The sequence below is a fragment of the Staphylococcus devriesei genome (assembly GCF_002902625.1).
Classification (GTDB): domain Bacteria; phylum Bacillota; class Bacilli; order Staphylococcales; family Staphylococcaceae; genus Staphylococcus; species Staphylococcus devriesei.
Genome location: NZ_PPRG01000005.1, coordinates 1 through 22,548 on the forward strand (window position 1 = coordinate 1; position 22,548 = coordinate 22,548).

Here is a 22,548-nt window from a genome sequence, read left to right on the forward strand (position 1 = left end):
TCCCATGCCGAACACAGAAGTTAAGCTCCTTAGCGCCGATGGTAGTTGGATTTACGTTCCGCTAGAGTAGGACGTTGCCAGGCAAATAAATCGTATGGATGCGATGAGCCGATATTGAGACTGAAAGGTCTCTTTTTTTATGCCTAAATTTAGCATCAAAGCAAAGGAAGCTCCTTAGCGCCGATGGTAGCAGATTACGTTCCGCTAGAGTAATAAGTTCAATTGTAGAGATTAAGCAACGAAACATTGCTTAATCTCTTTTTTTGGTTTATATGTATAAAGTTTAGAACACAAAATAATACGGTTGCGCAGATGATTATAATTTTAAAAGTCTTTTCGATACTATTGAATAACCTCCATACCTTTAAAAAAATTAATATTGAATAATTTACTGAATTTTAATAATATTTAGAATATAATAGGAAAGAATTTTATGACAAATAAATTGAAAAAAGCAGCGTTTTCAAAAGAAATAAAAAAAGAGTTAAGCCTTTGATGAAGAAAAATAATTAGTAGAATGAAAGCTTTTGATAATTTAATGCATGAAGCATCTCATAAATCTTTATTTAAAAATAATTTTTTTAATAATGGGATGAGGAGAAGGATCCCGATACTAAGAGATATAGATTAGTTGGTTTGGATAAGCCACAGAAAAGTACATAAAATTTTTTGATGAAAGATGAAGCATATCGAAATGCTCATCATTGCACCGGATTTTTTAAAACTATATTACCTGGATTTTACAGCGTGGTCAAAGATATATGTACACCAAATATTGAAAGAAAAGAGAGTTAATATATGTTACAACCTTTAATACATGGAATATTGTTGGCGTTAGGTTTGATTTTGCCTTTAGGTGCTCAAAATGTGTTTGTATTTAACCAAGGAGCTAATCAAAAGAAACTTAGTAGAGGACTACCAGTAATATTAACTGCTGGATTATGTGATACTTTTTTAATTGTAATTGCGGTTTTAGGAGTTTCTTTAATACTTGTATCTATACCAACTTTACAACTTTTAATTTATATTATCGGTTTTTTATTTTTAATATATATCTCATGGACATTATGGATGGAAAAGCCTATGAATATTGAAAAAATAGAACCTATGAGTGCTAAAAAACAAGTATTATTTGCCTTATCTATTTCATTGTTAAATCCACATGCGATAATGGATACTATTGGTGTAATTGGAACAAGTGCTTCAATATATGAAGGCTATGAAAAAATTATTTTTTCATTGGCTACTATCTCTGTATCATGGTTTTGGTTTGTATTATTAGCAATATTAGGCAGAATAATAGGGAAAGTTGATAAAACTGGTAAGTATATTGTTATTTTAAATAAAATTTCTAGTGTTATTGTATTGATTGTAGGTTTGATTATATTGAAAAATATTATTGAAATATTAAGTTAACCATTGAGGCTAGTTAAGGCGTGTTTTAAAGTAAAGAAAGCTCCATAGCGCCAGTGGTATTAGACTACATTCTGTTAGAGTAATAAATTTATTTGTAGAGGTTAAGCGATGCTTTGTCGCTTAACCTCTTTTTTTAATTTAAATAATTAACGCAATATTTAATCATGCTAACGTGAAGCCAAAGAAAGTCGTTAATCTGATTCCTACTTTTTAAAATGCAAAAAATAAAATTTATCTATATTTGAAAAAGAACTATTACATTTATATCCCTTTTATATACAAAAGTACCCGAAGATAAAGTTGAAAATATCGAATATAAAAGATTAATTGAAGTCAAAATGAACGATAATATAAGATATACATTTTAATAATTTATCAGCTATTTAAAGTTATAAAATAAAATTTTTAAATGAATATAAAATTATATTGAAATATTTTTATACAAATAGTATCCTATTAAAGACGATGCGAAGAAATAGAGAAGGTCATCTCCGAAATCAATTAAGGAGTAGAGAACTGTTATGGAAAGAAATAACAAGAAGGGATGGAATTTTCTATCAAATACACAGAATAAGTATTCAATTAGAAAATTCTCTGTAGGCATTTCATCAATCTTAATAGGATCTTTCATTATTTTTGGAGTAGATAATGAAGCACATGCCGCAGAACCAAATAATGTACAAAATATTTCTACAAATGATGACAATAGTCATAATGAAACACAAATCACTCCAGACCAATCTGTGAATAAGCAAGATGATACTAATTTGAACTCATCTTCTAAAGCAGAATCTAAAGAGGAAAACGATGTTAACGCTAATCAGAAAGAAACATCAACTCCTCAAGAAAACAACGGTGAGAGCAACTCACAAAGTAATGTTGAAGCTACACAACCTAAAAATTCAAATTCAGCACCTAATACAAGCACTAGAAATAGTAAGGATGATCAATCATCAGATAATTTGACTTCTAACCAAGTTGATTCGAGTCAACCAACTAGTGAGCGTAGTGCTATAAAACCAAGAAGACGTGTTAGAAGAGATGTTGATAATAATGACATACGAGTTGAAGGCAAGCTAGCATTTAGTGGTACTGATGATACTGAAAAATATTATGTATTACCACCGGATATCACAAACAACCGTCGTGAAATGAATAACTCGTTTTCATTTACAAGCTCAGGTTCCAGTATTTTTAATGATGGAAAATTAGTTTATGAAGTACCAAAAAGATTTATTATTGCAGAGCCAGCGTTTTCTAAATCAAAATATGTAACTAAAAAAACGGACTTATCAGATGCAGATACATGGCGTTATCAATTTGATTTAAGACCGTTAACGGGGGCGGCTGCCGGAGAAATAGATATTTCACAAATCGTTGGAGGAATGATTTGGTCAGGCCCAGGTGATGGGGATATCATTACATCTACTATGAAAATATATCAAGGTGATACTTTACTTGATACAAAAGAAACTCATGCAACTTTTGAAAATGTTAAAAGTGGTCTTTATGCTGATCGTGGACAAACTAAACCGACATCAATATGGCAAATTCCAGGTAATACGAAGACAACAGCTAACTCAGAGCCGACAATTGGAATCATCGATGAGGATGGGACAATTTCAGATAAGTCAGATGATTACATTTATCAAGTACCGTTCCCAAGCGATCATTATTTTTTAGAAAATGATAATGTTACTACTACTTCAAGAGATTATAGTCGTTATACAGATTTTACTTATAGTATTTTAAATATCCCTAGTTGGCTTGAATTAGATCCAAATCCTAACATTAATAATAATAAATTATGGACGCAAGACGAAAATGGAATTCATTTACATCTAAGCGAAGGACAAAATTTATCTAATACAGCATATACGCCAACGTTAAAATTAAAAAAATCTGCAGTTACTCCCGAAATTTTACAAAAATTTAAAGATGACGGGTTTATAAATGTAAACCTAATTTGGAAAACTGTAGGTCGTTTACCAAATGGTCAAGATTATATTCAAAGTTTACCGGCCGATGATGGTATTAAATTTAAAATGATTAATCAACACGGTATACCTACGGGGCATGTAGCTCTTCGATCATTGCGTACTCTTGATCCTTCACGATTATTTACTAAAGCCGACCATCAACATGAAACCTTTAGAATATTAAAATACCTTACTGATCGTGACCGTTCTAATAAGTATGCGCCGACTTACATGCATTCTATTCAGATTCCTAAGGGACAAGATGGAGATTATTTCACAAAATTTGATTTTAATTTATCTTATATAAAATATTTCCAAGGAAAATATGATAAATACGCAGGCAATAGTATCACTTTAAAAGAACCATTTATTTTGTACGGGGTCAATAGTGATGGTTCGACAACAAAGTTAGCTGAATGGAAAGAAATAAATAAAACGAATAAAACATATGAGTTTGGTGACAAACGTTACAATCATTTAGTGCTTCAAACGCCTGTTATACGTGACACTGTTACGCCAGAAGGTGCGAGTGAAAAAGATATTTATGGATGGGGAACAGAGGTAACTTATGCAGTAGGTGAGAAACGTTGGCAAGATGCTGCAAAAGACGACAATGTTACTAAAATGCAAAACACTTTAATTGTGGATCAGGTTCCAGAAAATACAGTGGAAGCAGCTAGTGCTGTGCCAACGCGTGGTTTATCAGATGAGTTGTCTAACCCGGGAAATTCTTATATCCACACTAAAGATTTATTCCCTCATACATTGATTAAACCTGTATTAAAAAATACAAATGGTTTCCAAGGAAACTTATTAAATTATAATGATAAGGCTAATGTAATAATTAAAGCTAACACTAGCGACTACTTAAAATATTTAAGTACAGATGTAACAAACAATAGATCAGATATAGACAATAATCGATTAGATAATATAAAAAATGTATATCTATCACTTAATGCGCCAGATGGTACAGCTATAAGTAATGTAAGAATTTGGACTAATAATGACTTAATTCGTAATGCGTCTGATCTTGATAGTGGATTTATAGAAAATTCGCCTACATCAACGCTTAAAGATAGACCAGTGATTGACCCTATTAAAGTCATTCCTAATTATAAGGAAAGTGGCCGAACATTATATATTTATAAAGTGCCTGAAGGTTATGATTGGAACAAAACACTACCAGATTCTCGTAATTTAATATTTACGAAGGACACTCCAGAAATGACTTTCGATATTTTTAATAGAGGAACATTGCCAAGCGGTTCTTATTCTATTCGTTACGCTACAATTTGGGATAAAAATTCTGAACTTGTACGACCTATTGAAAATCAAACATTAGATCGCAACCATATTGACTTATCAGATGTTATTACCGATGATTTAAGTTCGTTGACGGATGACAATAGAGTATCTGTTATAGATGTACCATTTACAATTGCGCTCGCAAAAGAATTTGCATCGTCATTAACTATCGGTAAAGATGCGAAGGATAGTTTCGATAGATCACTTGTAGGTGTAGGTCTAGGAGAAAGTGTTAATTTACAAACTACAACGATTAACTTTACGAATAATGTTGGAATATTAAAAGAGATTATGGTAACCATTCCTAAGGATAATGTTGAAACAACATTAACTGAGTTAATTCCTAACACAGATAAATATCACGTTGTTTATACGACTGATAGCGATGTGACAAATGGTACATATACTACAGCTCCTACCGATTTAACGAAAGTAACTGCTGTCAAATATATTTTTAACACGACACTTTTAGTAAATAGAGGTGAAATTTTTAATAACAATATAAAAATAACTGTACCTGTAGATGCACCAATTTTAACTAAAGCACATTCTCAAATCTTCACACGAGGTACGGATGATGTTTGGTTAGCAGGAAACAAGGTAGAATTAGAAACGGAAGATAATCGTGGAAAATTAGTAGTGAGATATACGGATGAAGCGGGTAAGAACGTTCAAGATAACACTTCTTCTATAGGTGTCAAAAATACTAAATATAAAGTTGACATACCACAAATGATTAATAGTCAAGGGCATCATTACAAGTTTTTAAGAATAGATAACCAATTCGATCCAGTTATAGGTTATTACGAGAAAAAACAAACAAAAGTTGTTCACCTTATTTATAATGAAGTACTTGAAGGAAGCGTGTTTGCTGACTTTAAAACGACTGATGGTGAAGTTTTAAGTCCACAAATTACAGTTTTAGACCATCAACTTGAAGGTACACATTATACAACAACAGCTCCAACATTTGCTGATAAAGTGAAATATGAGGAAAATAAAAATGGACGTGTTAAGAAAACGATTCATTATCGTCTAGTGGCAGTACCTAAAAACCAAAGTGGGGAAGTAATAGGAAATCAAGATATTTATGTGCACTATGTTTATGAACCTGTAACAACATATGAACTTGTTCCAAACAATCCACCACAAACAGATAAACCGCAATTAAAGGTAACACGCTATATTGATAGACACGGTAGAGATATCATTAAACCGAAGAAAGGTAAACATAAACCTTATCCAAATATTCCGGGCGGTTGGATATATACAGGTATTGTTGAAGAACATGATGGTATTACTACTTATATTTATGAAAAAGTTAAACATCATCCTACACCTAAATGTAAAAAAGTGAACCCACCAGTTAAACGTCATGAAACACCACCTATGAAACACCATGTTAAGGTGAGCTCGCCTGTTAAAAAAGAACAAGTATCGAAAGAGAAAACACATAGTACTCATCACAAAGTGGAATTACCAGAAACAGGTAAGTCTGAAGGTAATACAACACTATTTGCGAGTATCCTATTAGCATTAGGTTCGATTTTTATGTTTAGAAAAAAAGATCGAACATCTAAAACAAAATAATTAAATGCTTTTTGAAGGTTAAGGCTATAGAATATAAAGACTATTAGGCCTTAGCCTTCTATCTATAAAATAGTACAGAATTTTAGAAGCCTAAAAGAGAGGATTATATTATATTGCGTTAAATAACTTTAACAATATAGATAAAAGAGGGGATTTATAAACGTATATTTTGATATAATACCAACCGTTGTAATTTATAATATAATATTTTTAATTAAATATAAAAATTATATTGAAATATTACTATATAAATAGTATTCTATTGAAGACGATGCGAAAAAATAGACAAGGTCATCTCTGAATAAATGAAGGAGTAAAACAACTATGAGAAATAACAACAAAAAGGGAGTTGATTTTTTGTCGAATAAACAAAATAAATATTCGATTAGAAAATTTTCTGTGGGCATTTCGTCGATTTTAATCGGCTCATTTATTATTTTTGGGGTAAATAATGAAGCGCATGCTGCCGAACAAGAAAATAATTCAGCCATTTCTACAAATAATGATACTAATCATCAAGATTCTCAAGATGTTTCTAATAACACAACGGATAAACAGGAAGATACTAGTGTAAAACAATCTTCTCAAGATGCTCAAGTAACTCCTAAAGAGAGCAATGATATAACTACGGATAAAGAAGATGTATTAACTTCTCAACAACCAGGTAGTGACACTAATGCACAAACGAATGTTGGAAGTAATCAACCTAAAGAATCAGATGTTGGGGCTACTACGAGTCAAAATAACAATAATAGCGAACAACCTATAGAAAATTCAACATCTAATCAAGTTGACGCACATCAACCAATAACTGAAACAAGTTCTACAAAACCAAAACGACGTGTAAGAAGAGATGTTGCTAATGATGATGCAGTAGAAGTTACAAGCAGGCTAGTATTTAGCGATACACATACAAGTGATAAACATTTTAATTTGACGTCGGATGTAAATAATAATCGTCGTGTAATGAACACTACGTTTTCATTTGCAAGTTCTGGGCAAAATAGTTTAGATAATGGAAAACTAGTTTATGAAGCACCCAAAAGATTTATTATAGCAGAGCCGGCATTTTCTAAATCGGAATATGTGACTAAAAAGACAGACTTATCCGATGCAGATACATGGCGTTATCAATTTGAACTTAGACCTATATCGGGTGCAGCGGCTAGCGAAATAGAAATTTCACAAGTAATTGGTGGTATGATTTGGAGTGGCCCTGGTGACGGTGATACGGTTACTACGACTATGAAAGTATATGAAGGCGATACTTTGCTTGATTCTCAAGAAACTAATGCCACGTTTGATAATGTGAAAGGCGGACTTTATGCCGATTATGGTCAAACCAAGCCAACTTCGATATGGCAAATTACAGGGACTACTAAGACTACAGCTAATGCAGAACCAACTATTGGTATTATTTCAAAAGACGGTACGGTCTCTGACAAATCGGATAATTACCGCTATAATGTTCCTTTACCAAGTGACAACTGGTTCTTAGAGAATCGTGATGATACTACTACACCAAAGGATTATGGACGTTACACTGATTTTACGTATAGCGTTTTAAATGTACCGAGTTGGCTTGAATTAGATCCAGATGCATCGGGCAATCAATATTGGACACAAGACGACAAGGGCATTCATATGCATTTAACTGATGGGCAAAAATTACCTTTTGTAGCTTATAAACCATCACTAAGATTAAAAAAATCTGCACTTACATCTGAAGATATACAAAAGATTAAAAAAGATGGTTATATTAATGTGAACTTGTTGTGGCAAACGGTCGGACGTTTACCTAATGGTCAAGATTATGTCCAAAGTTTACCAGCTGATGAAGGTATTAAATTTAAAATGATTAATGAAGCTGGTTCAGAAACTGGAGATGTGTATTTCCAAGCGCTTAGACATCACGACCCTTCAAGATTGTTTACTAAAGCTGATCATGAACACGAAACATTTAGAATAATTAAATATATTAAGAACCGTGATCAATCTAACAAGTATGTGCCAACATATATGCACTCTATTCAACTGCCGAAAGGGCAAGATGGGGATTATTTTACAACATTTAACTTAATGCCATTTGGAGTTAAATATTTTAATGGCTCTACGACAAAAACTTCTGAAAATGACAACTATGAATTTAAAACTCCATTTATACTATATGGTGTGAATAGTGATGGTTCAACAACCAAGCTAACTGAATGGACTACATTAAATAAAGATAATTCGACGTATAAATTCGGCAGTACTCATTATGACCATCTAGTCTTACAGACACCAGTACTTCGTGATACTATTTCAACAGTTGATGAAGCACAAAAAGATATTTATGAATGGACCGCAGATGTCACTTATGCAGTTGATGAGAAGAGATGGCAAGATGCGTCAAAAGATGACACCGTTATAAAAATGCAAAATAGTATCATTATTGATCAAGTGTCACAAAATACAGTTGAAGCAGCAAGCGCGGTACCAACGCGTGGACTATCTGGAGCTTTATTCCATCCAAACTATTCTTATATTCATACAAAAGAAGCATTTCCTCATATATTAGCAACGCCAGTACTTAAGAATACGAATGGTTTTACAGGAAATACGCTAAATTATAATGACAAAGCGAACGTGATAGTTAAAGCCAATACGAAAGATTACTTAAGATATCTAAGTACAGATGTGCTAGACGATAATTCAGATATAGATAATACTAAATTAGACGATATAAAAAATGTTTATTTAACTCTTAGTGCGCCAGATGGGACTGCTTTAGGAAATGTTCGAGCGTGGACAAACAATGAACTTATTCGTACTTCTTTTTGGTGGGACGATGCTTCATTTGAAAATACAAATACCAGTGCGCTTAGAGACAGACCAGTATTAGATCCTATTAAAGTCATTCCTAACTATAAAAATAGTGGCAGAACATTATATGTATATAAAGCTCCTGAAGGTTATGGATGGAACCAAACTAATAAGAATAATAAAGGTACGTATCGTAGTTCATTAACCCAAAATACACCTGAAATTACATTTGATATCTATAATAGAGGGACGTTGCCAATAGGTTCTTATTCAATTCGTTATGCTGCAATATGGGATAAAGATTCTGAACTTGTGCGCCCTAGCGAAAATCAATCATTAAGTAGTAACCACCTTTTATTATCTGACGTTATTACTGATGATTTAAGTGCAAATACGAATGAAAATCGAGTTTCAGTAATAGATGTGCCGTTCAAAATTGCGCTCGCCAAAGAATTTGCCTCTACGTTGACAATTGGTAAAGATTCTACAAATAGTTTTGATAAATCGCGTGTAGATGTCAACCTAGGAGAAACTGTTAACTTACAAACGACGACAATTAACTATACGGATAGTCCTGGTATCTTAAAAGAAATTATTGTTACTATTCCTAAAGATAATGTACAAACAACGTTAGCTGAAAAGGTTCCTGACACGAGTAAATATCGTGTTGTTTATACAACAGATAGTGATGTGAAAAATGGGACTTATACTGCAAACCCAAGTGATTTATCCAAAGTTACTGCGGTTAAATATGTCTTTGATATACCACTAGTAGTTAATAAAAATGAATCTTTTAGCACTAACGTAAAAGTAACTGTACCAGAAGATGCGCCAATTTTAACAAAAGCACATTCACAAATCTTTACTCTTGGTACGGATGATCTCTGGTTAGCTGGTAATAAGGTAACGCTTGAAACGGAAGATAATAGAGGAGATTTAGAGGTTAGATATACGGATGAAGAAGGAAATACTATCCAAAATAACACTACTTCTAAAGGTGTAAAAAATACTGAATATAATGTAGATATACCACAAATTATTAATAACAATAATCATCACTATAAATTTGTGAAAGTAGATGACCAACTCGATCCGACTACTGGACATTATGAGAAAAAACAAACGAAAGTTGTACATTTAATTTATAAAGAAGCATTCGAAGGAAGCGTATATGCGGACTTTAAAACGATTGATGGAGAAATCTTAAGCCCACAAGTTACGATTTTAGATCATCAAGTAGAGGGAACTCGCTATACCACTACGGAGCCTACAATTCCTGATAAAGTAACGTATGAAGATAATGAAAATGGACGTATTAAGAAGACGGTTCATTATCATTTAACAGGTCTACCAGAAAATCAAAGTGGTGAAGTAGTAGGTAATCAAGATATTACGGTGCATTATGTGTATGAACCAATCACAACCTATGAACAAGTTCCTGATAATCCGCCACAATATGACTTACCAGAACTAAAAGTAACGCGCTATGTGGATACTGACGGTAATGAAGTTCAAGATGCGGTAGAAGGTACGCAACAACCCCCAGATGTCATTGGGGACCAATGGCAATATACATCACAAATGACAGAAGAAGATGGCATTACGACGTATGTGTATGAAAAAATCAAAACAGAATTGCCAAATGAAGCACCACAATACGATTTACCAGAACTAAAAGTAACGCGCTATGTGGATACTGATGGTAATGAAGTTCAAGATGCGGTAGAAGGCACACAACAGCCACCAGATGTCATTGGAGATCAATGGCAATATACATCACAAATGACAGAAGAAGATGGCATTACGACGTATGTATATGAAAAAATCAAAACAGAATTGCCAAATGAAGCACCACAATATGACTTACCAGAATTAAAAGTCACACGCTATGTCGACACAGACGGTAATGAATTGAAAGATCCGGAAGAAGGGATACAAACACCACCAAGCGTTATTGGAGATCAATGGCAATATACATCACAAATGATAGAAGAAGATGGCATCACGACGTATGTGTATAAAAAAATCAAAACAGAATTACCAAACGAAGCACCATACTATGACTTACCGCAATTACAAGTTACGTGCTATGTAGACAAGCACGGTAACCCAATTATGAGTGCAAGAAAAGGTAAACAAAATCCATACGCTAATATTCCAAATGGATGGAGATATACTGGTATTGTTGAGGAACATGATGGTATTACAACTTATGTATACGAAAAGGTTAAAGAACAACCGGCTCCTACGCCTAAATGTAAAAAAGTGGTTGCCCCAATTAAATCTGATAAAAAATTATGCACACCACAAAATATTAAGGTAACTGTACCAATGGAAAAAGAACATCCACATAAAGCAACACAATATAGTACGTCTCATAAAATGGAATTACCAGAAACAGGTAAAACAGAAGGTAATACATCAATCTTCGCGAGTGTACTATTAACGTTAGGTACATTGTTTATGTTTAGAAAAAAAGATAGAAAAACTAAAACACAATAACCAAATACTTTAGCTTCACGTTATAAAGTGACTAAACTCCCTCCAAAGTAGAAATTAAAACTTTTGGAGGGAGTTTTTAGTTTAAAAATTCATTAGTAATCATACTTTAAATACGCTTACTAGTATTTTTGAGACTTTAATATATGTTCATGAGAGCTAAAATGATAGCATTAACATATTAAATTATTTTATTTATTATAGTGAGTAGAAAATCTAATTTGATATTGGAGGTTTATTATTGGAAGTTTTGATGTTACTTATAAGTACTATTATACTTACGATAGTTATGTTATTTAACTTTTTTGGGTTAGTTGATATAGATATTCCAATATTACACATTTCAATTTATTGGATTTCAAGTATTTTAGCATTATCAATTTCTTTGATAATAAGACACTTTTATAGAAATAAGTATAAGAAAGAGTTAATGCATAGCGAAGATAGTCCCGTTTTAAAAGAAAATGAACTTTTTTATCAATCACCCATTTATATAGTTGATGATATTCATATTAAAATTCACGGTATGAATGATACAAGTTGGCAACCTTATTTTAATAATTTAGTAGAAAAGTGGCTAAGTATTCTTAATTTTATGTCAGCATTTGGGATAAGTGTTATATCTTCTCAACATAAAGTGATTGTAAAGAGAGTTAAATTATGGTCCTTACGTCCTCATTATCATGTTTATGTTGATAAATATAAAGTTGGAGAGTTTAAGATGCGAAGGATTATAGATGGAGGGATTAAGCAACAAACTCCTTATATTTTTCTAGACTATAAGAATCATTATTATTTTAACAACCCTTACTTTTCAACTAAGACCACTATACAAGAAGGTAATAACGATATATTACTCGCACATCGTTCTCTCTTTGATTTAGGTAAAAATTTAATAACTCAACGTAGAGGTGAAAAACATTATATAACTGTTCTTGATACCTATGATTACCCGCAAGAATTGTGGTTAGCATTATATACTCAAGTAATGTTAAATAAACAAAAAGAATAGTGGCATATAAATAATCAGTACAGTTAGAATATACATGACTAACGTATATTCTAACTCTAAAACCACAAGAAAGTGTGACTAAAATGAAGTATTCTCATCTTCCTATTACGACACAACTAAATAAATTAATAGATAATCAGGCGATTTCCCTACATGTGCCAGGCCATAAAAATATGACTATAGGACATCTCAAACAATTAAAAAAGACAATGGACATGACTGAAATTACTGGTTTAGATGATTTACATCATCCTGAATCAATCATCTTGGATAGTATGAAAATGATTAATAAACATCCAGACTATGATGCTTATTTTCTTGTCAATGGAACGACTTCAGGCATTTTAGCGGTCATTCAGGCATTTTCAAATAGAGACGGCAACTATTTACTAACTAGAAATGTGCATAAATCTGTATTTCATGGTATAGATTTAACGCGACAAAGTGCTGATTTAATGCCAATGATTAAAAGTACCATAAGCCAACATTATCTCCAGCCTGATTTTGAACGCATGAACTACAACCAACAGAACCTAGCCATCCTAACCTATCCCAATTATTATGGTGAATGTTTCGATATTAATACAAGTGTTCAGTCCTTACAACAACATCATATACCTGTGCTCGTAGATGAGGCACATGGCGCGCATTTTGGGTTGCCTCAGTTTCCTAAATCAGCGTTAGAATCGGGCGCAGACTTTGTAGTTCAGTCATATCATAAGACGTTGCCCACACTCACAATGGGATCAGTCTTATTTATTCATAAAGATGCGCCACTCAAAGAAGAAGTCGTCCGTTATTTAGAGTACTTTCAGACTTCAAGTCCTTCATATTTAATAATGGCTAGTATTGAATTAGCGCATCAGTTTTATAAAGATTATGACAGTAATTCATTTTTTGAAAAAAGAGAAGAATTTATTAATGTCTTAATTCAGACAGGTTTCGAAGTTGTACGTGTAGATGATCCGTTAAAATTATTAATTCGCTACTCGGGATATTCAGGATATGAAGTGCAAGATTGGTTTGAAACGAGTGAGATTTATACAGAATTAGCAGATGAATATCATACATTGATAATTTTACCGTTGTGGCATGAGGGTGATAGTTATCCTTTTCAGAAATTATTAAAAAAAATAGAAACAATGAAGTTACCACTAAAAAAAGACAAAGAATTAAAATCTCTACCCTTAGTACTAGAAGAAGGATTCTATTCTTCAGAATCGCTTGAACACACTAAATGGATTGATATAGATTTGGCTGAAAATAAAATATTAGCTAAACATTTAACGCCCTATCCACCTGGTATTCCTATTTTCCTTAAAGGAGAGAAAATATCACAAAATATGATAAAATTAATGCAATATTATCTTCAAGGTGAAGATAGAGTTGAAGGTATGAAGAATAATAAAATATTGGTTAAGGATGAATAGAATGTCAGCATTTATAACATTTGAAGGCCCAGAAGGTTCTGGTAAAACTACGGTCTTGCGCAAAGTGTTCGAACGACTAAGTAATGATTATGATGTGATTACCACTCGAGAACCTGGAGGAGTACGTACTGGTGAAGCAATTCGAGAAATTGTATTAGAAGGCGATAACATGGATATTCGCACAGAAGCGATGTTGTTTGCGGCTTCACGAAGAGAACACTTGGTAGAGAAGATTTTACCTGCATTAGATGAGAACAAAATTGTCTTATGTGATCGATATATTGATAGTTCTCTTGCATATCAAGGCTTTGCACGGGGTATAGGTATTTCAGAAGTGAAACAGTTAAATGAATTTGCGATTAATGGTCGATATCCTGATTTAACAATTTATTTGGATATTACTGCAGAAGTAGGTCGAGATAGAATTTTAAAAAATCAACGAGATCAGAATCGACTTGATAAAGAAGATTTAGCTTTCCATGAAAAAGTAATCGAAGGATATCAACATATCATTCAAGAAACACCTGAACGTTTTGCGATAGTAGATGCAACACGAAATGTTGATGAAGTAGTGACTGAAACTTATAAGATTATCTTAAATTTTTTAAAAAAATTATGATATAATATCAAGAAGAGGTGTTTTAAGATGAAAATGATTATAGCGATCGTTCAAGATCAAGATAGTCAAGAACTTTCAGACCAACTCGTAAAAAATAACTTTAGAGCTACAAAATTAGCAACTACTGGTGGGTTCTTAAGAGCTGGTAATACAACATTTTTATGTGGTGTTGATGACGACCGGGTTGATGACATTTTAACAGTAATTGATAATACTTGTGGTAATAGAGACCAACTCGTTTCTCCAATGACGCCAATGGGTGGTAGTGCAGATTCATACATACCTTACCCAGTTGAAGTAGAAGTGGGTGGCGCTACGGTATTCGTAATGCCAGTTGATTCATTCCACCGTTTTTAATTTTTAAGATGACGAGAATGTTAAAACTAGAAAAACAAAGACACCTTAGATGACGATACAATATTCGAGGTTGGGACATTAAAAGTTTGTGCACTAGGACACCGATATACGGTAGTCTGAAGCAGATTTTTGTAGGATACATAATGTGAAACAAAATTTGAAATACAATTTTGTTTCACATTAAATCTTGCTTAAATCCGAAAGCTTTTGTCCTAACCTTTTTTTATATAAGAAGATGAATAAGGAGTATGCAAACATGGATGAACAACAAAAATTGGCTAACGCTTATCATTCAAATAAACTATCGCATGCGTATTTATTTGAGGGTGATGATGCACAATCAATGCAACATGTAGCGATGGAATTTGCAAAACTTATTCTTTGTAATGGGAACCAGCAATGTGAATTAAAAGTAGATAACTATAATCAACCAGATTTTATCTATGTAGCTTCTGAAGAAAATACCATCAAGAAAGAACAAATCGAACAACTTGTACATCGTATGAATCAACTACCTATAGAAGGGACACATAAGGTCTACATTATTGAAGACTTTGAAAAGTTGACGGTGCAAGGTGAAAATAGTATTTTAAAATTTTTAGAAGAACCTCCTGAGAACACCATCGCGATTTTAATGTCTACGAAACCTGAACAAATACTAGATACGATACATTCACGTTGTCAGCATGTTTATTTCAAACCAAGTGATAAACAACACTTTATAGATAGGTTAGTAGAGCAAGGCATCAACAGGGCTGTGGCTGAAATGTTAAGCACATACACGACACAGTTAGACACAGCTAAAGATTTAAACGAAGAACATGATTTAGTCACGCTTAGAAAGTCTATTGTACATTGGTGTGAACTATTATTAACTAATAAACCTATGGCGCTTATAGCAATTATTGATTTGTTAAAAAATGCCAAAAACCGTAAATTACAGTCGCTTACGTTAGCAGCAGTTAATGCTTTTTTTGAAGATATTATGCATGCTAAGGTAGGCACTGAGAAGGAATATATTTATCCGGACTTAAAAGCAGAAGTTGAAAAGTACGCAAGCCAATTAACATTTAATCAAATTATATTAATGTATGATCAAATTACGGAAGCGCATAAAAAGTTAATGCAAAATGTTAACCCAACGCTCGTATTTGAACAAATTGTAATCAAAGGTGTGAGATAAAATGCCAATTATCGTAGGTGTACAATTTCAAAAGGCAGGGAAATTGGAATATTACGCGCCTAGAGATTTAGATGTCGACACTGGTGACTGGGTAGTTGTCGAGTCTAAACGAGGCATTGAAATTGGGAAAGTAAAATTTCCACCAAAGAATGTGGAAAATGGAGACGTAACACTACCTTTAAAAGAAGTGATACGTGTTGCAACTGAAGAAGATATTGAAACATATCATCAAAATGAAGAAGACGCTAGTAATGCATTAGCATTGTGTAAAGATTTAGTGAAAGAACAACAACTAGATATGCGCTTAGTTAATTGTGAATATACACTAGATAAGTCTAAAGTTATTTTTAATTTTACAGCAGACGATCGTATCGATTTTCGTAAACTAGTGAAAAATTTAGCGCAGAATTTAAAAACACGTATCGAACTTAGACAGATTGGTGTACGTGATGAAGCCAAACTATTAGGTGGTATTGGACCTTGTGGACGTTCACTTTGTTGTGCTACCTTTTTAGGTGATTTTGAACCTGTATCTATAAAAATGGCTAAAGATCAAAACTTATCATTAAACCCAACAAAGATTTCTGGTGCTTGTGGACGCTTGATGTGCTGCTTAAAATATGAAAATGATTTATATGAAGAAGCTAGAACGCAATTACCAGATGTCGGTGATAAAGTAGAAACCCCTGAAGGTAGAGGCCAAGTAGTTGGCTTGAATATACTAGATATTTCTATGCAAGTTAAGGTCGAAGGTTTAGAGCAACCAATGGAATATAAAATGGAAGAATTAGAAGCTTTAAATTAAGGAGGGTTTAGTACTCTTGAACCGTAATGACTTATTTGAAAAAGTTATACAACTTGAAAGCAATGTAAAGCAGTTAAATGAAGATATGAGCGAACTTAAATCGTTGGCCATCCAACTTATTGAAGAGAACGTTACATTACAAGTTGAAAATGATAATTTAAAAACATTAATGGCTAAAAGCGAACAAGATGTTGAAGTAGCCAAAGTTTCTAATGATGTTAACGATGATAAGAAAAAGACTGAGGACACTAATGAGACGAAACGATCAATTAAAAACGTTAAAAAACCTTTACCAAGTAAAGACAATTTAGCGGTACTTTATAGTGAAGGATTCCATATTTGTAATGGCGAATTATTTGGAAAACATCGCTATGGCGAAGATTGTTTATTATGTATGAATGTGTTAAATAGCTAAGTATTCTTTTTATCGTAAAATATTATAGTTAAGGTTTACGAATAACATAAAAGATAGAAACTAATAATATATAGTTTGATAACAAGGGATGGATTTCAACACGTATGACTGCTAGTTTGTATTGCAAAGACATCCCTTTTTTAGGAGTAAAAAGATGTTAAAAAATAACGAACGCTTTGACTACTTAATTAAAGAGAAGTTAAAAATTATCCAAAATGATGATGTGTTTTCATTTTCTACCGATGCCTTATTGTTAGGCCATTTTACAGAAGTGAGAAAGAATGACAAAATTTTAGATTTATGTGCTGGAAACGGAGTTATTTCTCTCCTATTATCTGCAAAAGGCCAACAATCAATTGAGAGTATCGAGATTCAAGAGCAGCTTGTAGATATGGCAAGACGTAGTTATGAATTTAATCAACTCACAGATCGATTACATATGCATCATATGGATTTAAAAGAAGTGTATCGAACGTTTAAGCCGTCTCAATACACATTAGTCACTTGTAATCCACCCTATTTTAAAACGAATCAACTGAATCAACATCAGAAAGAAGCGCATAAAATTGCACGACATGAGGTGATGTGCTCGTTAGAAGATTGTATGTTAGCTTCTCGTCATTTATTAAAACAAGGTGGCCGTCTTATGATGGTTCATCGTGCCGATAGATTGATGGATGTCTTAACAGAGATGCGAGGTGCGAACATCGAACCTAAGCGTGTAATAATGATTTATAGTAAAATAAATAAATCAGCTGTAACAGTAGTGGTTGAAGGCCGTAAAAATGGAAAACAAGGTTTAGAAATTGCCCCACCATTCTATATTTACAATAGCGATGGAGAATATAGTGATGAGATGAGAGATGTGTATTATGGATAAACACTATGTGTATATAGTAAGGTGTAGCGATAATAGTTTATATACCGGTTACGCTAAAGATGTGGAAGCGCGAGTAGCGAAGCATAATGCTGGAAAAGGTGCTAAATACACTAAAATAAGACGTCCGGTAGTGTTAGTTTATCAAGAATTATATACTTCTAAGTCTGAAGCATTGCGTAGAGAGGATGAAATTAAAACGTTCACTAGACAACAAAAATTAAAAATGATTGAGGAGAATTGAGATGGCTACACTATATTTAGTTGGTACACCTATAGGTAATTTAGGCGACATCACCTTTAGAGCAATCGAAACGTTAAAAAATGTAGACTTTATAGCATGTGAAGATACGCGAGTAACGAAAAAATTATGTCATCACTATGATATCCAGACTCCTTTAAAGTCATATCACGAACATAATAAAGCACAACAAACTGACTATTTAATTAGCTTGCTAACTGAAGGACATGATGTAGCATTAGTTTCAGATGCGGGACTACCTTTGATTAGTGACCCTGGTTATGAACTCGTAGTGGAAGCACATCAATATGACATTCACGTTGAAACTGTTCCGGGACCTAATGCCGGTTTAACAGCATTAATGGCAAGCGGCTTACCTTCATATAAGTATACATTTTTAGGGTTTTTACCACGAAAAGATAAAGATAAAGTGGATATTTTACAAGAAAGAATGTATCAAGATAGTACATTGATTATTTACGAATCGCCTTTTAGAGTGGTTGAAATGTTAAAAGCGATTATCAAAGTAGACTCCAACAGACGCGTTGCCATTGGGCGTGAATTAACTAAGAAGTTCGAACAAATCGTTATGCATGAGGCAACAACGCTATTGAATGCTTTGCAAGATGGCGATATACCTCAAAAGGGCGAATTTGTTATCCTTATTGAAGGTGCCCAACCATTGGAAACTGAACAATGGTTTGAAAGTTTATCTATTATTGAACACGTAAATCACTACATTTCGGAACAAGATTTAAAACCTAAAAAAGCGATTAAATTAGTAGCCGAAGACCGTCATATGAAGACGGGTGAGGTTTATGACATTTATCACGAAGTTAATTAATCTTATTTTTGAAAATGAAGATCTTCTAGTTAAATTATTTTCAAAAAATAAAACGACAAGATAAGACTACTCCCATAAGACAATAAAATTATGGTAATGTAAATAAGATACGATACTAAACTTTCTATATAAGTTATAATTAAAAAGTAACGTAAAAATATGAGATTAAGTCATCATATGTGGCTTAAAAGAATGTTAAACCATACTAAAATATAATTAATTATTATTTGATGGAAACGAAGAGGAGGACCAGTGATGGTGAAAGAAACATTTTATATTACAACCCCTATTTACTATCCAAGTGGTAACTTACACATTGGCCACGCATATTCAACGGTTGCAGGTGACGTGATTGCACGTTATAAACGTATGCAAGGGTATGATGTTCGTTATTTAACAGGTACGGATGAACATGGTCAAAAGATTCAGGAAAAAGCGCAAAAAGCAGGTAAAACTGAATTACAATACTTAGATGAAATGATTAGTGGCATTAAAAGTCTTTGGAATAAACTTGAAATTTCTAATGATGACTTTATTAGAACAACTGAAGAGCGCCACAAACAAGTTGTTGAAAAAGTCTTTGAACGTTTATTAAAACAAGGAGATATCTACCTAGGTGAATATGAAGGTTGGTATTCAGTGCCAGATGAAACATATTACACTGAATCTCAATTAGTAAATCCTGTATATGAAAACGGCAAAATCGTGGGTGGTAAAAGTCCAGATTCTGGCCATGAAGTTGAGCTAGTTAAAGAAGAAAGTTATTTCTTTAATATCAATAAATATACAGACAGATTATTAGAATTCTATGATGCTAATCCTGATTTCATTCAACCGCCATCAAGAAAAAATGAAATGATTAACAACTTTATCAAACCAGGTTTAGAAGATTTAGCGGTATCACGTACGTCATTCGACTGGGGTGTCCGTGTACCATCTAATCCTAAACACGTGGTGTATGTATGGATTGACGCGTTAGTCAATTATATTTCAGCGCTTGGATATTTATCAGATGATGATGAATTATTCCAAAAATATTGGCCAGCCGATGTACATTTAATGGCTAAAGAAATTGTGCGTTTCCATTCTATCATTTGGCCAATCTTGTTAATGGCTTTAGACTTACCACTTCCTAAAAAAGTCTTTGCACATGGTTGGATTTTAATGAAAGACGGTAAAATGAGTAAGTCTAAAGGTAACGTGGTAGATCCTAACGTATTAATTGACCGTTATGGTTTAGATGCAGCACGTTATTATTTAATGCGTGAATTACCATTTGGTTCGGACGGTGTGTTTACACCTGAAGCTTTCGTAGAACGTACAAATTATGATTTAGCGAATGACTTAGGTAACTTAGTTAATCGTACCATCTCTATGATTAATAAATACTTCCACGGTGAATTGCCTGCTTATGAAGGACCAAAACATGAATTAGATGAAGACATGGAAGCACTTGCACTTGAAACAGTGAAAAGTTTCAATGATAGTATGGAAAGCTTCCAATTCTCTGTAGCGCTTTCTACTGTATGGAAATTTATTAGTCGCACAAATAAATATATTGATGAAACAACGCCATGGGTATTAGCTAAAGATGAAAGCCAAAAAGAAATGCTTGGTAATGTGATGGCACACTTAGTTGAAAATATTCGCTTTGCGACAGTACTATTACGCCCATTCTTAACACATGCGCCAAGAGAGATTTTCAATCAATTAAATATCAATGAGATAGAGTTATTTGAATTAGCAAGTCTCGAACATTATGGTGCACTTAAAGAACCTGTAATGGTTACTGAAAAACCAACACCAATCTTCCCAAGATTAGATACAGAAGCGGAAATTGCTTATATTAAAGAATCTATGCAACCGCCTAAATCTGAGAAAGCTGAAGAAGAGGTGCCAAGCAAACCTCAAATCGATATTAAAGATTTTGATAAAGTAGAAATTAAAGCTGCAACGATTACTGACGCTGAAAATGTTAAAAAATCGGATAAGTTATTAAAAATTCAAGTCGATTTAGGCACTGAACAACGTCAAATCGTTTCTGGTATTGCTAAATTTTATCGTCCGGAAGATATTATTGGTAAAAAAGTAGCAGTAGTTAGTAACTTGAAACCAGCTAAACTTATGGGCCAAAAATCAGAAGGTATGATTTTATCTGCTGAGAAAGATGGCGTTTTAACATTAGTTAGCTTGCCAAACGCTATTGCAAATGGTGCAATTATTAAATAATTCACAAATTGAACGATAGGAGAGATAAAATGTTAATCGATACACATGTTCACTTAAACGATGAACAATATGATGAGGATTTAAATGAAGTCATTACACGTGCTAGAGAAGCAGGCGTGGACCGTATGTTTGTAGTAGGGTTTGATACACCTACAATTGAACGTACAATGGAGTTAATCGATAAGTACGACTTTGTTTACGGTATTATCGGTTGGCATCCAGTTGATGCAATTGATTTTACTGAAGAGCGCTTAGAGTGGATAGAACAATTAGCCCAACATCCTAAAATTATTGGTATCGGTGAAATGGGTCTAGATTATCATTGGGATAAATCACCTGCTGATGTTCAAAAAGAAGTATTTAGAAAACAAATTGCTCTAGCTAAGAAAGTGAACTTACCAATTGTTATTCATAATCGTGAAGCGACACAAGATTGTATTGATATTTTGATGGAAGAACATGCGGAAGAAGTTGGTGGCATTATGCATAGTTTTAGTGCTTCTCCAGAGATTGCTGACGTTGTGATTAATAAATTGAACTTCTATGTGTCTTTAGGCGGACCTGTGACATTTAAAAATGCAAAACAGCCTAAAGAAGTAGCTAAGCATGTGCCAATGGATAGATTATTGGTAGAAACAGATGCGCCATATCTATCTCCTCATCCATACAGAGGAAAACGTAATGAGCCTGAGAGAGTAACTTTAGTTGCGCAACAAATTGCTGAATTACGTGATATGACGTATGAAGAAGTTTGTCAACAAACAACTGAAAATGCTGAAAGATTGTTTAAATTAAATAAATAATAGCCATGTGAGAAAGATGTTGATTAGGACTGTCGTAGTCTCGTTTTATAATAAATAGCGACATGACTTCATCTTTCTCATTTTCTATTTGTAAATAGTCTAAATATAATTAGTCAATAGGATGGTTGTCTTCATT

The 22,548-nt window shown here is 33.2% G+C and carries 15 protein-coding genes, 1 rRNA gene and 1 pseudogene; all 17 read left to right on the forward strand.

The features are described from left to right. Window positions 1–83, forward strand: a 5S ribosomal RNA gene (gene rrf, locus CD147_RS12615); the annotation flags it as partial. A 422-nt stretch (window positions 84–505) separates the two neighbouring features. Further along, a pseudogene (locus CD147_RS12525) lies at window positions 506–795 on the forward strand (fatty acid desaturase). 3 nt (window positions 796–798) lie between these two features. Next, window positions 799–1,416 carry a LysE/ArgO family amino acid transporter gene (locus CD147_RS00975; RefSeq protein WP_103165591.1) on the forward strand — a complete coding sequence of 206 codons (618 nt, stop codon included), beginning with the start codon at window positions 799–801 and terminating at the stop codon, window positions 1,414–1,416. A 521-nt stretch (window positions 1,417–1,937) separates the two neighbouring features. Continuing rightward, a complete protein-coding gene (locus CD147_RS00980; RefSeq protein WP_103165592.1) occupies window positions 1,938–6,293 on the forward strand; it encodes a YSIRK-type signal peptide-containing protein in 4,356 nt (1,451 codons plus the stop codon). Window positions 6,294–6,650: 357 nt separating this feature from the next. Next, complete coding sequence (locus CD147_RS12435) at window positions 6,651–11,600, forward strand: YSIRK-type signal peptide-containing protein (protein ID WP_275113139.1); 4,950 nt, start codon at window positions 6,651–6,653, stop codon at window positions 11,598–11,600. Between the two features lie 238 nt (window positions 11,601–11,838). Continuing rightward, on the forward strand, window positions 11,839–12,609 hold the full coding sequence (locus CD147_RS00990; protein WP_103165594.1) for a hypothetical protein: 771 nt from the start codon (window positions 11,839–11,841) through the stop codon (window positions 12,607–12,609). Between the two features lie 83 nt (window positions 12,610–12,692). Beyond that, window positions 12,693–14,039 carry an aminotransferase class V-fold PLP-dependent enzyme gene (locus CD147_RS00995; RefSeq protein WP_103165595.1) on the forward strand — a complete coding sequence of 449 codons (1,347 nt, stop codon included), beginning with the start codon at window positions 12,693–12,695 and terminating at the stop codon, window positions 14,037–14,039. Between the two features lies 1 nt (window position 14,040). Further along, window positions 14,041–14,658, forward strand: a complete 618-nt coding sequence (gene tmk, locus CD147_RS01000; RefSeq protein WP_103165596.1) for a dTMP kinase — start codon at window positions 14,041–14,043, stop codon at window positions 14,656–14,658. 27 nt (window positions 14,659–14,685) lie between these two features. Continuing rightward, window positions 14,686–15,015 carry a cyclic-di-AMP receptor gene (locus CD147_RS01005; protein ID WP_103165597.1) on the forward strand — a complete coding sequence of 110 codons (330 nt, stop codon included), beginning with the start codon at window positions 14,686–14,688 and terminating at the stop codon, window positions 15,013–15,015. Between the two features lie 256 nt (window positions 15,016–15,271). Further along, window positions 15,272–16,198: a DNA polymerase III subunit delta' C-terminal domain-containing protein gene (locus CD147_RS01010; protein WP_103165598.1), complete on the forward strand. Its 927-nt coding sequence runs from the start codon at window positions 15,272–15,274 to the stop codon at window positions 16,196–16,198. 1 nt (window position 16,199) lies between these two features. After that, window positions 16,200–17,003 carry a PSP1 domain-containing protein gene (locus CD147_RS01015; RefSeq protein ID WP_103165599.1) on the forward strand — a complete coding sequence of 268 codons (804 nt, stop codon included), beginning with the start codon at window positions 16,200–16,202 and terminating at the stop codon, window positions 17,001–17,003. Window positions 17,004–17,019: 16 nt separating this feature from the next. Beyond that, window positions 17,020–17,418, forward strand: coding sequence for a DNA replication initiation control protein YabA (gene yabA, locus CD147_RS01020; RefSeq protein WP_103165600.1), 399 nt, complete (start codon window positions 17,020–17,022; stop codon window positions 17,416–17,418). A gap of 154 nt (window positions 17,419–17,572) precedes the next feature. After that, entirely contained in the window at window positions 17,573–18,298 is a 726-nt protein-coding gene (locus tag CD147_RS01025) for a tRNA1(Val) (adenine(37)-N6)-methyltransferase (protein WP_103165601.1), read from the forward strand. Continuing rightward, entirely contained in the window at window positions 18,291–18,539 is a 249-nt protein-coding gene (locus tag CD147_RS01030) for a GIY-YIG nuclease family protein (protein ID WP_103165602.1), read from the forward strand. Before CD147_RS01025 ends, CD147_RS01030 begins: the two co-directional genes overlap by 8 nt. A gap of 1 nt (window position 18,540) precedes the next feature. After that, on the forward strand, window positions 18,541–19,380 hold the full coding sequence (gene rsmI / locus CD147_RS01035) for a 16S rRNA (cytidine(1402)-2'-O)-methyltransferase (protein WP_103165603.1): 840 nt from the start codon (window positions 18,541–18,543) through the stop codon (window positions 19,378–19,380). 255 nt (window positions 19,381–19,635) lie between these two features. Next, a complete protein-coding gene (gene metG, locus CD147_RS01040) occupies window positions 19,636–21,609 on the forward strand; it encodes a methionine--tRNA ligase (RefSeq protein WP_103165604.1) in 1,974 nt (657 codons plus the stop codon). A 29-nt stretch (window positions 21,610–21,638) separates the two neighbouring features. Further along, complete coding sequence (locus CD147_RS01045; protein WP_103165605.1) at window positions 21,639–22,412, forward strand: TatD family hydrolase; 774 nt, start codon at window positions 21,639–21,641, stop codon at window positions 22,410–22,412. Window positions 22,413–22,548: the final 136 nt, after the last annotated feature.